Genomic DNA, 15106 nt, shown 5'->3' with positions numbered 1-15106 from the left:
AAAAGCTAAAAGCCAATTAAAATGAATATAAAAATTTTAACTCCGGAATTTGTGATCTTTGAAGGCGAAGTAGAATCTGTTCTTCTTCCAGGAAAAAGCGGGCAGTTCCAAATCTATAAAAATCACGCAGCTATCGTATCTGCTTTGGTTGGTGGAAAAGTGAAGATCTATACTGATAAAGTCAATGGTTCTTTTGAGAAATACCTGACCAAAGAAACAGAAACTAAAAGTGCTTACTCGTACGAGATCAAAAGTGGTGTTTTAGAATTCAACAATGATAAAGGAATTATTCTTTGCGAATAAATTTCCAACTCATATACATCAAAAATCCTGAAAAGCAATTTTCAGGATTTTTTGTTTTTAAGATCTATTTCTTGTAATCAAAATATTTTTTTATAGCTTCCGTGCGATTTCTTACTTGTAACTTTTGATAGATACTTTGCGTATTTTTTTTGATCGCATCTACGGATAAAAATAATTTATCTGCGATTTCTTTATTTAGAAGGCCATTTGAAATATGGTTGAGAACTTCTAACTCTCTTTCGCTCAATGTTTCAATTTCTGAAGTGTTGCTGTTAACAACTCTAAAATAATCGACGATCTTTTTCGCAATAGATGGTGCGATAGCAGCTCCGCCAGATTGTATCACCATGATATTTTCGGTCAATTTTTCTAAAGAATCTCTTTTAAGTAGATAGCCATCAGCGCCGGCTTTCAAAGCATTAAAAATATTTTCATCATCTTCCAAGACCGTCAGAACGATTAATTTTGTGTTTGGATAATCTTTTTTTATGATAGAAACAGCTTCCAAACCGTGCATTCCCGGAAGACTGATGTCCATTAAAACTATCTCCGGATGAATGTACGGAAAATCTTTAATACACGATTCTGCATTAGAAAACATCCCTACAATGTCAAATTGTTCACTGTCGAACAGCAGCAGCTTTAGCGCTTGATAGAAAAGGTGATTATCTTCTACAAAGGCAATTTTAATTTTGTTATCTTTCATTCTTTTGTGTTTATAAGTAGTTGGAATGTAGTTCCTGAATTATTGCTTTCTCCTAAAAAAAACTGTGCACCAATCAGTTCAGCTATTTTTTTCGCTTTTAATAAACCGATACCGGTTCCGTGTACATGCTCTGTCTTATTGATCCTGACATAGGGTTTAAAAATATTCTCACTGTATGATTGATTAATCCCAATGCCATTATCTTTAAAATGAATGCCAAGACTGTCTTTGTCCAGATGATAAGTGATAGCCAACAATCTGGTCTCATTTTCATTATAATAGTAAGCATTTTCAGCAATAATATGGACAAGTTTAGTCAATAATCCACCATCTATTTTTAGCTCTACTGGATCTTGTGGGATCGTATAAGCAAAGTTGGCTTTTGGTTTTTTGAAAACCTCTAAACTTTCTTCAATGATTTGGCTGATATTGATACTCTTTTTTTGGGGAATCGTGAGAATGATTTTATTATAATCAAACATATTATTAATGAATTTTTCTTCTTCCTCGATACTTTTTTTGATCACTGTAAAATAGGGTTTTAGGTCTTCATAAGATTTTTTTTCATACAAGCCTTGCTCAATTTTCCCTATAAACGTATTGAAAATATAAATCGGTGATTTTAAAAAATTACTGGACGCCTCGGCAAATTGAAAATAGTCATTGCTTTGGTTTTTCAATTTCAACTTTGCATCCTTCAGTGTTTTGTTGAATTTTATCAATCTTTTGATCTTCAGATGCATATAATAGGCGTACACAAAAAGGAGCCCTATAATAAAATTAATGTGAACAATTAAGATAATGACTGTTGTTTCTCCATTCGTCGTATCTTGATAATAAAGTGGAAGATATTGTTTTAATCCTGTGTTTGCTATGAGCATTAATGAGAAGGATACAAAGTTAATCAGGAGTAAGTATTTGAGCTCTTTTTTTTCGAAAACAATTGCAGAACTTATAATTGCAGGGATAAAGTAGTAAGATAGGTAAGGATGCGAAAAGTAGCAAAAAGTGATAAAAATGATCACATTATAATATAAGAAAATTAAAAATTTTGATAAAAGATACTGCCTTTTATAGTTGAAATAGTATACCAAAAATGGGGTAGGCATCAATATCAAAGAATAGATCGCACTATTATAAACGCCTATCAACAAATAGAGTATCGTCGCAACAAATTGATTTGCAATGTAACTTAGATTAAGGATATTTACGAAAATGACCTTTCCATTGGTCTCCTCAGAATTGTCTTTATGAAAACCAATATACATAATTCTCACAATCCTCAGTAGAAGCAGGTATTTGTATCTTTTAATTTTCATTTGGAATATGGAGCTTAAAAATTGAACCAGTATCTTTTGTACTATAAAACAGATCAAGCGAAGCATTCATTTTAAATGCCGCGAGTTTTGAGATCGTCAAGCCAAGTCCGCTACCTGCAGAAGTTTCTATCTCATTGATCCTGTTGAACGGATCGAATATTTTTTCTGCATAATCGTTCCCGATTCCTATGCCGTTGTCAGCAAAAAATATCGAAATATGGTCCTTTGCCAGCTTCTTGTAGATTCTGATGGTGGGAATCTCAGAAGTGTTGTATTTCAGTGCGTTATCGACCATGTTTTGGATGATTATTTCCAAAAGTGAAGGATTGCAATGGATGATAAGATGCTCAATATCATTAAGGATTCTGGCTTCCTTGTATTTGATTTGATAGATTTCTGTGCTTTGATTTACCAATTGCCGCAAATCAAAAAACATCAAATCACTGGTAACATTATAGATCGATAAATAGGAAATAAGATCGTTGGAGTACTTTTCATTGAGGCTGTTACTTTCTTTTAAGAGTTTAAAATAGTAACCGTTCAGATGGCTGTCCTCGTGATGAGTCAGATTATTTTCAATTTTATTAAGGAAACTGTTGATAATGAATAAAGGTGTTTTCAAAGAATGGGTGGCCGCCAATCCAAAAGTCTGCATCTCATTGTTTTGGACTCTGAGCGATTTTTTTACTAAAAATAATCTGTTTTTTACTTTTTTCAGTTTTTGCTCTTGGGTCTGTAAAATCAGGACAATAAAAAACACAAGACAAAACAAATAGCTGTTCAATGTCAAAAGTAATATCACATTGAACAGATCTTGTCTTTCCTGGCTGAGAATATTTAAGTTTATATGAAACAAATCAGCACTGTAAATGGACTGAACAAAGAATAACCCTATGAGTTGTACTATAAAAAAAATCATAAAATGAATCTCTTTCACAGAAAAAATAAACAAGCACGCAACCACCGGGATTAGGTAAAAATGTGTGAGGGTAATAGGGTAGTTATAAAATAAACCGCTTAAAAATAGAAATACAATGATACTCTGTAAACCAAGAAATTTCGCTAGCAGAAAACGACCCTTTTTTATGAAATCATTATTGATATAATACACTGAAAAAATGATACAGTCCAAAAAAGCCTGCCAGTAAAAACCATATAATAAATACACAGACGTGACAATCAATGTAAGATTAAAAATAGAGATTGAAATAGCGTTCAGAACCTGAATTTTATTTTTCTCCGCAACATTCTTATGTTGAAGAACTCCATTATTAACGATACGTAGTATTTTTATTTTTAATATATTTTTACTTATTTTCAATTTTTTCTGATAAATATAAATCAATTATCATATTTATCAAAAAAAATAATACATTTTCAAGAAAATAAAAGCAAAAAAATTGACTTCGGTTCAAAATAATCAAGCACTAAAATACTTTTTGATATTCGCCGTCACATCATTAGAATTATCATTGGAAAATTGTGGTAACACGAAAGTCTAAAAAAGATGCCATAAAAAATTCGGGAAACAACGGTCATAAGCCAGTTCCCCGAAAAACACAATGATGAATTGTTTATCTTTTTGCAAATCTAAGGCGTTTTTCAGATCAAAATATTACACTTTAGTAGATTAATACCAGCACTTTGGTGATAAAAATACAGAGAATCTAGTAGAATATTTAGAGGCAAAAGTATGAGCCCACACAACTTTTCTTATAAGGAAAGAATCACCCCGTTTTCCTTCAACTGCTGTATCGGTTTTGAAAACCAGAACAATTCAAAATCTTCAAAACATTCTTCGAAGTTATTTTTAAGCTGTAACAGACTTAATTTTTTGGCACTGTCAATAGAATTTTCGTTCAGCATTTTGATTAGCCATTGCGCCTGTTCTTTATCCAATTCAATTTTCAGAATGTTGGTTTTCAAATGAAAAGTAAGCTGACTCAATTCCCAGGAATTTCCTTTTTTAGTTTTGATATAATTGTCAACGATCACATTTTTGTCTAAGAAAATCACTTTTGCATTGGGTTTAAAACTAAAATGATCATCTTCCAAAAGTGCATCGTGAATGTAATCCGGATCTATCGTCGTTCTCGGAATTTTAAATTCAAACCAACTTTGCAAAGGCATTTCAAAATTGATCCCGTGCATATAATTGAACAGAGATTTCTTCAACCCAAAACTGAATTTACTGTGATCGATTCCGGTTTTATCCGTAAAATCAATATCATTATTAGCAAATAATATCTCTTGCTTCACAGGAATTACGCCATATTCCTCAGGATTGATCCCAACAGGTGAGTGCGCTGTCATCGCAAACTGATGCCAAAATCCACTTTGCAAAATGCCCATTTCGAAAAGCTGACGCACCATTTCCAAAGAATCCACTGTTTCCTGAACTGTCTGTGTCGGGTAGCCGTACATCAGATAAGCGTGAACCATAATCCCGGATTCGGTGAAATTTCTTGTCACTCTCGCCACCTGATCTACGGAAACGCCTTTGTCAATTAATTTTAATAACCGGTTGCTAGCCACTTCCAAACCGCCAGAAACCGCCACGCAACCAGAAATCTTGAGTAGAAAACACAGATCCTGGGTAAAACTTTTTTCAAATCTGATATTTGTCCACCATGTTACAACCAGGTTTCTTCTGAGAATTTCCAAAGCCACTTCGCGCATCAAAGCAGGTGGTGCCGCTTCATCCACAAAATGGAATCCTGTTTCGCCCGTTGTTGCGATCAATTCTTCCATCCTGTCAACCAGGATTTTGGCAGAAACAGGTTCGTACAGTCTGATGTAATCCAGAGAAATATCACAGAAAGTACATTTTCCCCAGTAGCAGCCGTGCGCCATTGTGAGCTTGTTCCATCTGCCATCGCTCCACAAACTGTGCATTGGATTGGCAATTTCTATGACAGAAATATACTTGTCTAGTTGCAAATCGGAATAATCCGGCGTTCCTACTTGCGCTTGTTTGTAATCGTGTTTGGTGGCGTTGTTTTTGTAAGTTACTTGTTCGTTTTCAATTAAAAAAGTCCTTTTTAGTTCGGGATTTTCAGTCTTATGATTGACGGTTTCATAAACCAGTTCCAAAGGCAATTCGCCATCATCCAAAGTAATAAAATCGAAAAACTCAAAAACCCTTTTGTCCTTGATTTCACGAAGTTCCGTATTTGGAAAACCGCCACCCATCGCAGTTTTGATGTGGGGATAATGTTCTTTGATGAATTTTGCACAGCGGAAAGCGGCATATAAATTACCCGGAAACGGAACGGAGAAGCAAACTAATTTCGGCTGAACCAACTCCAATTTTTCTCGAAGAATCTTCAGAGCCATATCATCTATAAAAGTCTGATGATCATTCAGTTTAAAGTATAATTCATCAAAAGAATTGGCACTTTTACCCAAACGTTCTGCATACCTGCTGAATCCAAAATCCGAATCCACATTTTCAACGATATAGTCTGAAAGATCTTCGAGATACAAGGTGGCGAGATGTTTCGCTTTGTCCTGCAATCCCATATTGCCGAAAGCAAATTCCATATCATCCAACTGATTGAATCGCGACGCTTCCGGAAGGAAATTCATTGAACAAATCTGTCGTGCTAAAGTTGGATTTTTGTTCTGTAAAAAAAGAATGACCTGATCAATGGTTTTGATATACGCGTCCTGTAAAGCAAAAATACGCTGGGCATTTTCAGAGGTCGTTTTCAGATCAATATCTATGGAAAATATCTGTCGAATGCCTTTTTTTGAAAACAACTGCAAAATCACTTCAATACCCAAATCGATCTGATAGCTTGATACATTTTTGGTATTTAGAAAACCTTTGATGTACGCGGTCGCTGGATAAGGCGTGTTGAGTTGCGTGAAAGGCGGCGTGATAAGAAGAATATCTTTCAAAAGAAATTTTTTGCAAAGATAAGGTTTAAAAGTTTTTCATGTGGTGACCTTACCAAGAATCGAACTTGGATCTAAAGTTTAGGAAACTTCTATTCTATCCGTTGAACTATAAGGCCAAATAATCTATCAAAAATAATACAATTAATTCTCATAGGTCTCAAATGTTCCGTCCTGATAGAAGAAAACAATTCTTTTGACTTTTTTGGTCTTTGATTCCTGTTTTTGATCGGATTTTTCTAATGGCTGAGAATTGGATAAAATATTTCTTTCTGATGTTGGTTCAGAAATATCGGGTTCTCGCAATTTTGTTTTTTCTACCTTATCTTCACTTTCTGTGCGGCCAAAATTCTCATCATTGATTAAGGAAAACAAATCTGGTAATGACGGTTTTTTCTTTTCGACAATTTCGAGTTCTTCCTCTACAGGATCAGGCAGTTTGTCAGAAGCCAGCATTTCACCTTCTCCAGTTATAAGCCAATCCCATTCTAATTTGGGAAAAGCAGATTTTACTTTGGTTATAAAATCTAAGGAAGGTTTGTTTCTACCAGAAACGATATGAGAAATACTGGACCGCTGCACACCAATTTCTTCAGCAAATTCTGCCGGCGTGAGACCTGAGTACTCGATTACTTTTGTAAATCTATCTGTCCATTCCATAATACAAATGTAATTAAATTAAAATGAATATAAATTACAGTTGTAAAAACAATTGTTTACTTTTGTAAATAGTTTAATTTTAGTATAATATGTTAATTATCAATCTATTACAATTATGATTGTGTATAAGTTAATTTGCAGATGCTCCATTGTGGACAATGTGGAAAACAGATTTTTTTTCTTCCCATGATATTCCATAAAAACAACATTTTAAAATTATAATACAAATAACTATTTTATATTTTACTTTAATTGAAACCTATAATGTACTATCAATCAAATGATTTATTAAAATAATACGATTTATTTTTTAATTGAGAAAAGCATATGAGGGAAGAGTTGTGGAATGTGGATAAAATAGCGCTTGTGATGGCTTTCAGGTTGTAAATATGGTATGTTACCGCTTTAATTTATTGTTCGATACGATGATCTTTCTGTAATGTTGCTACCATGGATATCGTATGCAACATTATTAGAATCATCAAATCCTATCATTTCCCGGCTGTCGGTTTTCTTTTTGTTGTAGATAGGACTAGCTCAGTATTTTTAATTCAGCTGACTCAGATATGGCAAAAAATCGCGCTTTATGATACTCATTAGTGCTCATAAAAGCAGTGTCAGGACCAAACTAATCAAAGGTCCAATACCGGTTTTTTGGTGTTAAAAATAAAACTCTACGAGCTCATTTAAGAATCAAACTGTGTTACTTGATTGGTGCAAAAAACCATTTTAAACATCGTTTTATTGGATCTTATTTATGCTGGCTTTACTCAGATAATTATCCAGTGTTTTATAGATACTAGGCGTCTTCCTGAGCTTATCTGTATTTCCGATACAGGCGAAATCAGCACTTTCAAAACAACGCTTCGAACTGCTATTTTCGCTTTTACACGCAAAAACATTGACCAATAAAATAGCGCATAAGTGCTACGTCGGAAGACTTACGGCTTTACTTTACGAGCCTTCTTCTCTGGAAACAAGAGAGAAGTGATGATGCTGAGAAATAATATGGAGACAATAACAATCAGAGAATGGGAAGTCCCAAAGCCTATGTCTTCCAGATAATGGTGGAAAATCATTTTCAGGCCGATAAATGCCAAAAGTGCAGCAAGGCCAATTTTTAAGAATCGGAACTTACTCACAATCCCAGCAAGCAAAAAGAACATAGATCTAAGACCTATAATGGCAAAAATATTGGAAAAGAAAACGATGTAAGGATCTTTGGTGATCGAGAAAATCGCAGGAATACTGTCCACTGCAAAGATAAGATCTGTAAATTCTACAATGACCAGAACCAGTAGTAGAGGTGTTATTTTCTTTACACCATCGATGACCACAAAAAATTTGTTGCCAACGAATTGGTTGTGAACTTTGAAATGTTTCTGAGCAAACTTGACAACTGGATGGTGTTGAGGATCTATTTCTTCGTCCTTATTGCGGTCAACAAACATTTTGATACCCGTGTACACCAGGAAGGCTCCGAAGACATACATGATCCACTCGAATTTCTGAATCAACGCTGCTCCTATAAATATAAATAAGAACCTCATCACGATAGCGCCAAAAATTCCCCAGAAGAGGACACGGTGATAATTTCTGGGTGCTACACCAAAACCACTAAAAACTAAAAGGATCACGAAGATATTATCTATAGAGAGGGCGTATTCTACTAGGTATCCTGTCAGAAATTCCAATCCCAGGTTTTTATCATACAGCATAATACTGTGCTCCAAATGATCAGGAATGATTTTGACCGGATGTTTGTGTTTGGCAACAACCTCCTGCAACCTCTCGATACTGTCGATCCCATGAATAAGATGACCATAATAGGTGAGTAGTATGTAAAAACCCAAAGAGAGTAGGAGGATAAGGACACTCATTAGCCCGGCCTGTTTCAAAGACACGGCTGAGTCTTTTTTATTAAAAATTCCTAAGTCCAATAAAAGTATAGTAAGGATAAAGACTAAAAATCCTGAAAGAAATAAAACTTCGTTGCTCATTGATTAAAAATAAGCACAAAAATAGGGAAAATTATTATAAATAAAGACTTTATACAATTGTAAAAACAAGCAATTAGGCACCGAATCTGCGTTTAGTCTTTTGATGAACAAATGAAACAACTGCACCAAATTGCAGCTTAAAGTAAACTTAAAAAAATACTTTATTTAAAATATGTAAAATACTGATATGATTAATTTTACATAAAAAAAATATCAATACATCAATCCACAAAATAATTAACAGACAAAGTGACATTATGTAATGTTTAATTCTTTTACAAATGTAATAAGGTTTTTATTCAGATTAAATCTTATTTTTGTGAAAATCTAAATCAGTACTCATGACAAACAGTTTTCCTTATTCAAAAAATCAAAGCTTCCCAGAACGCTATATTTCTCCTGAAAAATTATTTTCTTACCTACAGCACCATTACAGCGATTTGATAAAAGAGATCGGAAAGTCGAGTTTGGGGAAACCGATTTATATGCTGACCTTAGGAAGCGGCCCTGTCAAAGTTGCAGCATGGTCACAAATGCACGGTAACGAGTCTACAGCGACATTGGCAATGTTGGACCTTCTTTCGATATTTGAAAAGCATCCTCAGCTGCATGAAAAATTATTCGCACTGATCCAGTTGGATTTTATACTGATGCTGAATCCTGATGGCTCCGAAGCATGGAGCAGGAGAAATGCATATGATATTGATATCAACAGAGATTTTATCCGGAACTCTAGCAATGAAATGCGTGTTTTGAAATCCATTGTTCTAAACGGAAATTACAGCTACCTGCTTAACCTGCACGACCAAAGGACCATCTTCACGACGGACGGTTTACATCCTGCCACACTTTCGTTTCTGTCGCCATCCGAAAACGCTGAGAGAGACATCACGGAAAACAGAAAGAAAAGTATGGCCGTTATCGCAGCAGTTTATATGCAGATGAAACAGATCCTGCCAAACAGAATTGCTACATACACAGATGAATTCTATCCAACGTCCAGCGGTGATAATTTTATGAAATGCGGCATTCCGTCTATATTATTTGAAGGTGGTTTTTATGAGAATGATCTTGAGAGAACTAAAACGAGAGAATACTACACGCACGCTTTATATTTCGCTTTAAAAGCGATGTCTGTTCTGAAAGGTGATACGTTGAGTTATGAAACATATTTTGATATTCCTCAGAATAGAGAATCCCATTTTGATCTGATTTACAGAAATGTAAAACTCAATACAGAATTTGAATGCATTATGGACATTGGAATCCAATATAGAGAAATTTTGGACGATGATAAAAATCTAACATATCAGCCGTACGTGATTGAAGTTGGTGATCTGAACCATAAAAAAGGATGGAAAGAAATCGACTGTACTGATAAAAAATTCGTTTCTGTCAAAAAGTTTCCAAAATTGGATTCGCTGGTAGATTTCAGTATAGAATAATGCAATCTGATATATCCTGATTTTTAAAAAATTAACACGCTGATTAGATTATTGTTATATACCCGATTTAACATAATATAAATTATAGGACTTTTTGGAATCGTTAAAATCGTGCTGTTTACAACTGCCGTGCTCATTTGATAAGTTACTATGGTATCATATTTTCTTAGCTACTTTCATATCTATTTTATTAATGATGAGAAAAGCTATTATTATTTTGTCAGGAACATTTCTAATCATCTGTTCGTGCGAAAAAAACATTGAAAAACAGATCAATGTCGAAAACAGAAAACCTGATACACTAGCCGTTTCCGAAGATCCTAACTTAATCTCAGAAAAAGAAAATGTTGATTTTTGTTATATGAACGTGATCGGAAAAGATTCAATGTTTTTGTCCTACAAAATCACAAACAGTAACGTTACAGGAAAACTGATCTACAAAAACTTTGAGAAAGATTCCAATGCTGGCGATATCACCGGAAAAGTGGCCGGCGATACTTTGCGGGTCAATTATAGGTTTGCTTCTGAAGGCTCTGTGAGCGAAAGAGAAATTTATTTTCTACAAAACAGCGGCGTGTTGTTGGAAGGCATTGGTGTGTATGCTGATCCAGGTGCATCAAGATTGGTTTACTCATCTCCAAAAGCCATCAATTATTCTAAAGGTCGAAGACTCGCGCCGGCAGATTGTAAAATGATTGAAACGAAATTAAAATAAAACAGCAGCTAAAAAATGAGCTGCTGTTCCTTTGAAAATAATATATCACTATAAATTGAAACGCAGTTAAAATAAAATAAAACAGCAGCTAAAAAATGAGCTGCTGTTCCTTTGAAAATAATATATCACTATAAGATGATAGTCTGGATCGAATGTGCTGGTGCAGAAAGTTTTGTAGATTTTCCCTCGATCCAAAGATTGAAGTCTGTATCCACGTCACCTTCGTTCATCACCACCACTACCAATTCCCCACTCTCGTTCAGGAAGCTGGTAGATAAGAGAAAATCCTTATTGGTAGACGTCCCAACACGTTGCGCATTGGGTTTCACAAATTTGGAAATGTGCCCAATATAGTAGTATTCATAGGTGTAATGTAGTTCCTTTGTTTTTGAATCGTAAATGACCGGTGCAAAACAGAAATTCCCCACGTGATTTGGTCCACCTTTTTCGTCCAAAAGAATGTTCCAATCTGTCCATGCAGACGTTCCTTTGTTGAAATCATTGATCATATTTCGTCCGTATAATTCTCCTAAACTAACGTCATAGATTTTTGAAAAATCAAACTGCTCTTTGCAACCTTCTGTAAAAATCAAAAATTTGTCTGGGAATGCTTTGTGTGTTTCCGACAGATTATCAAATAGTTGGGATTTGTTATTCCAAGTTTCGTACCAGTGGTAACCAATTCCGGAAGCATATTTGGACGTCTCTGGATCTTGCAAGGTGGTCGTCGCACGTTGGTACATCAAGTCTCTGTTATGATCCCAAATGATGACCTTCTTATCTTTATAATTATTTTTCCAAAGAGTTGGTCCCAGGTTTTCTTTCAGAAATTTTGCTTCCTCGTCTGCCGTATAAATGCAAGATTCCCAAGTTTGCTTGGCCATTGGTTCATTTTGGATGGTCAGGCCCCAAATAGGAATATTTCTTTTTTCGTATTCCTGAATGAATTTGACATAATAATTAGCCCAAACCTGATAATATTGATCCAATAGTCGTCCGCCTTGCAGCATGTTATTGGTTGATTTCATCCACGCTGGCGGACTCCACGGGCTGAAATAAAATCTGAAATCCTTTGGGTCTATTGCTTTTTGGGCAGCTTTTATCAATGGGATTTTATACTGTTCATCGTGCTTGATGTCAAATGAAGTCAAAGATTCATCATTGTCTTTCACATAAGTATAAGAATCGCTGGAGAAATCACAGGAGTTCATATTGGTTCGGATCACGTTGTACCCTATCCCCGATTTTCCGTAATATGCCTCGATCAGTTCTTTCTGCTTGTTTTTTGGAATCTTTGCAAAAACTTCAGCGGAGGCATCTGTAATCGCACCACCAATTCCGATCAGTTTTTGATATTTGAAATCAGGATCTACGAAGACACAGATGTCTGTTTCCTTTGGCTGCGGAAAATCTGCAAAAACAGCATTGGCTTTCTTGGCAAATTTCTCATTATTTTTTTTCGATGTGATGATCACTTTCCCTTGCTTCATTCCGTTTTTCCAGTAATTCTGGGCATTCATATTTGCTGAAAGTGATAAGGCAGCAAACAAAATCATTGTCTTTTTCATTGTTATTTAGAATCTTCGATGCCGAAATTCGACATCTTTTTATGAGTTATTTCTTGTAAATTCTGACATAATCTATCAGGAATTTCTGCGGATATATGCTTTCGTCAATTCCTTCTTTTCCGCCCCAGAACCCTCCAACTGCCTGATTGAGAATCAAATAAAAAGGCTGGTCAAACGGCCACGCTTCATACTCCTTTTCGGTTTTGATGTAAGTAAAATACTTTTCATCATCCACAAACATTTCTATTTTTTCTGGCGACCAATCTGCTCTGTAAACGTGGAAATTCTCCGTTGCATCCTTAATGACAATCGTATCTGTTTTTTGAGTGCCGATGATGTGATTGTACTTTTTGGTATGTACCGATCCGTGAACAAAACCTTCGTTATAGCCCACGTGTTCCATAATGTCTATCTCGCCGTCATCCGGCCATTGTTTTATATTTTTGCTCAGCATCCATATCGCAGGCCAGGTGCCTTTCCCTTTTGGTAATTTTGCGCGTACTTCTACAGTTCCGTATTGAAATGGAAATGTGTTTTTTGTAATTAATTTTGCTGATGTATAGTCATTTTTTTGCCATTTTTCTTTCTTGGCTTCAATGATAAGATGGCCATCTTCTACTCTAGCATTTTCGGTTCTGTTCTTGGTATAAAACTGAAGTTCATTATTTCCGAAACCGTCGCCGCCCACTTCAAATTCCCATTTGGAGGCGTCTGGTAAACCTTTGCTACTGAATTCGTCCTGAAAAACCAATTGACCTTTCTCTGTGTTTTTTTGGTTGAGGCAAGATGTACTCATCAATGAGATCAATGAAAAAACCGTTAAAATTTGAATTTTGTTCAACTTCATAATTGATATTTTAGAATTAATTTTGATAAAAAAATTAAAAAACATACGTTGCTACAGCTCTTGCTGGTAAAGACGTTGCGGCAGATTTTCCATTCATTTTGATATTGAAATTCTCTGTTGTATTTCCTTCATTCAGAACGATTAAAGTGGTCTTCCCATTAGGCGTCGTGAAAGCCACAGAACTCAGATTTCCTGGTTGTGTAGAGGCAATTCTTTGGGAGTTTTGAGGAACAAATTTGGATGCGTGAGCAATGATATAGTAAGCCACATTTTTGGTAAAAGTTTCGCTTGTGCTCACTGTGATTGCCCCTTTACATTGGGTACAACCGCCGTCTGTATGCGGATTAAAACCAGGATCATTCGCAAGATTCCATTCTAGTGCAATTTTGCTCCAGTTTCTCATAGAACCAATGATGACGTTTTTGAAATGCCACATCAGGTCATCAGAAAAAGAAGATGTAGAACCAGTCCACTGTTCTGTAAAATAAAGATTCTTTGCAGGATAGGCCAAATGCACATTACTCAACACAGAAATGTTTCCTGCATAAAGGTGAAAAGCCGATCCGTCAACATATTTTGCAGCTTCTGCGTCTGCGAGGATTTCCAATGGATACTCCGGTTTGTCGCAATTGTGATCGTAAAGAACAATTTTGGTTGTGATATTAGCCACCTGAAAAGCCGGCCCAAGACTGTTTTTGATAAAAGCTGCCTGTTGAGGAGCGGTCATCAATAGACTTGGATTGTTTCCCGGATGCAGCGGTTCATTCTGAGGTGTTATGGCGTCAATGGTAATTCCTTGGGCTTTCATGCCTTGGATATATTTGACAAAATATTGGGCATAAGCATTATAATATTGTGGCTGCAGACTACCGCCGATAGGACTTCCATTGTCCTTCATCCAAACTGGTGGCGACCAAGGTGTGGCCATGAATTTGATTTTTGGATTGATGGTCAGAATCTTTTTCAACATATCGATCAAAGCCTGATCTTTTGATAAAGAAAAGTTTGTAAGAGAAACATCTGTTTGTCCTGCTGGCATATCATCATAAGAGAAAACACTGCTGTTAAGATCTGAAGCGCCGATACTCAGTCTGATGTAACTCACTCCGATAGAATTTTCCTTTTCAGAGAACAGATCCTGTAACAATTCTTCTTTCTTGGAAGCTGATAACTGATTGATCACCTCCACACTTCCTCCAGTTAATGTATAACCAAAACCATCAATCGTTTGATATTTCTGCGAAGCATCTACATCCAGCGTCTGGTAATTATTGGATGGATTACTGAACAAGATATCGGGTTGTTTTTGCAGTTTTGTAGATTCATCGGCTTTGGTAAGCCAGAAGCTTGCAGAACCAAAATTTTCGTTCCCGCCACCGTTTGCTGGCGGATTGGGAGTTTGCTCATCCACGGTGCTACTTTGGCAAAACAGAAGTGAAAAGATCGTTAATCCCAAGAAAAATGCTTTGTTGGGAAAAATACGTTTTGATTTGTTATACATTTTTAATTTAAGTTTTAGGAATCAGTCTTGATTTTAAGTGAGGAAAATTGTAATGGAAATATTTTCTTTCCCAGTACAGCTTTCTTTTGGTTAAAGAGTATCGACTGACGATATGTTAGAAAAAATGAAAGAGGTTTTTGAG

The 15106-nt window shown here is 35.5% G+C and carries 12 protein-coding genes and 1 tRNA gene; 3 read left to right on the top strand and 10 right to left on the bottom strand.

Features of this window, described 5'->3' with window-relative positions:
* Positions 1–21: 21 nt before the first annotated feature.
* The gene (locus F564_RS0110870; protein ID WP_028122670.1) at positions 22–303 is read left to right on the top strand and encodes a FoF1 ATP synthase subunit delta/epsilon; all 282 of its coding nucleotides are present in this window, start codon (positions 22–24) and stop codon (positions 301–303) included.
* A gap of 64 nt (positions 304–367) precedes the next feature.
* Here F564_RS0110870 and F564_RS0110865 read toward each other — a convergent pair whose 3' ends face one another.
* The 7 genes from F564_RS0110865 to F564_RS0110835 all read right to left on the bottom strand — a co-directional run bounded on the left by F564_RS0110865 (position 368) and on the right by F564_RS0110835 (position 8888).
* Positions 368–1009 carry a response regulator gene (locus tag F564_RS0110865; RefSeq protein ID WP_028122669.1) on the bottom strand — a complete coding sequence of 214 codons (642 nt, stop codon included), beginning with the start codon at positions 1007–1009 and terminating at the stop codon, positions 368–370.
* A complete protein-coding gene (locus F564_RS0110860; protein ID WP_028122668.1) occupies positions 1006–2328 on the bottom strand; it encodes a sensor histidine kinase in 1323 nt (440 codons plus the stop codon). The genes F564_RS0110865 and F564_RS0110860 overlap by 4 nt, the downstream gene beginning before the upstream one ends.
* Positions 2318–3184, bottom strand: coding sequence for a sensor histidine kinase (locus tag F564_RS0110855; RefSeq protein ID WP_228373894.1), 867 nt, complete (start codon positions 3182–3184; stop codon positions 2318–2320). Before F564_RS0110855 ends, F564_RS0110860 begins: the two co-directional genes overlap by 11 nt.
* Before the next feature lie 857 nt (positions 3185–4041).
* Positions 4042–6231: a B12-binding domain-containing radical SAM protein gene (locus F564_RS0110850; protein ID WP_028122666.1), complete on the bottom strand. Its 2190-nt coding sequence runs from the start codon at positions 6229–6231 to the stop codon at positions 4042–4044.
* 41 nt (positions 6232–6272) lie between these two features.
* Positions 6273–6347: transfer RNA gene (locus F564_RS0110845), tRNA-Arg, on the bottom strand.
* Positions 6348–6372: 25 nt separating this feature from the next.
* Positions 6373–6888 (bottom strand): helix-turn-helix domain-containing protein, encoded by a 516-nt coding sequence (locus F564_RS0110840; RefSeq protein ID WP_028122665.1) that lies wholly within the window; start codon positions 6886–6888, stop codon positions 6373–6375.
* 941 nt (positions 6889–7829) lie between these two features.
* Positions 7830–8888 carry a TerC/Alx family metal homeostasis membrane protein gene (locus tag F564_RS0110835; protein ID WP_028122664.1) on the bottom strand — a complete coding sequence of 353 codons (1059 nt, stop codon included), beginning with the start codon at positions 8886–8888 and terminating at the stop codon, positions 7830–7832.
* Positions 8889–9229: 341 nt separating this feature from the next.
* Between F564_RS0110835 and F564_RS0110830 the strand changes: the two genes are divergently transcribed.
* Both F564_RS0110830 and F564_RS0110825 read left to right on the top strand, forming a co-directional pair.
* On the top strand, positions 9230–10333 hold the full coding sequence (locus tag F564_RS0110830; protein WP_028122663.1) for a M14 family zinc carboxypeptidase: 1104 nt from the start codon (positions 9230–9232) through the stop codon (positions 10331–10333).
* 193 nt (positions 10334–10526) lie between these two features.
* Positions 10527–11048 (top strand): hypothetical protein, encoded by a 522-nt coding sequence (locus F564_RS0110825; protein ID WP_051259647.1) that lies wholly within the window; start codon positions 10527–10529, stop codon positions 11046–11048.
* Positions 11049–11176: 128 nt separating this feature from the next.
* Here F564_RS0110825 and F564_RS0110820 read toward each other — a convergent pair whose 3' ends face one another.
* From F564_RS0110820 to F564_RS19135, 3 genes are read right to left on the bottom strand one after another with little or no spacing between them, the layout of a single operon-like run.
* On the bottom strand, positions 11177–12616 hold the full coding sequence (locus F564_RS0110820; protein ID WP_028122661.1) for a glycoside hydrolase family 30 protein: 1440 nt from the start codon (positions 12614–12616) through the stop codon (positions 11177–11179).
* A gap of 46 nt (positions 12617–12662) precedes the next feature.
* Positions 12663–13463 carry a glycoside hydrolase family 16 protein gene (locus tag F564_RS0110815; RefSeq protein WP_034981390.1) on the bottom strand — a complete coding sequence of 267 codons (801 nt, stop codon included), beginning with the start codon at positions 13461–13463 and terminating at the stop codon, positions 12663–12665.
* A gap of 34 nt (positions 13464–13497) precedes the next feature.
* Positions 13498–14964, bottom strand: coding sequence for a glycoside hydrolase family 30 protein (locus F564_RS19135; protein WP_051259646.1), 1467 nt, complete (start codon positions 14962–14964; stop codon positions 13498–13500).
* Positions 14965–15106: the final 142 nt, after the last annotated feature.

The organism is Epilithonimonas tenax DSM 16811, from assembly GCF_000428485.1.
Lineage (GTDB): Bacteria > Bacteroidota > Bacteroidia > Flavobacteriales > Weeksellaceae > Epilithonimonas > Epilithonimonas tenax.
The sequence above is the reverse complement of the archived record's forward strand: the minus strand, read 5'-3'. Positions and strand labels throughout refer to the sequence as shown.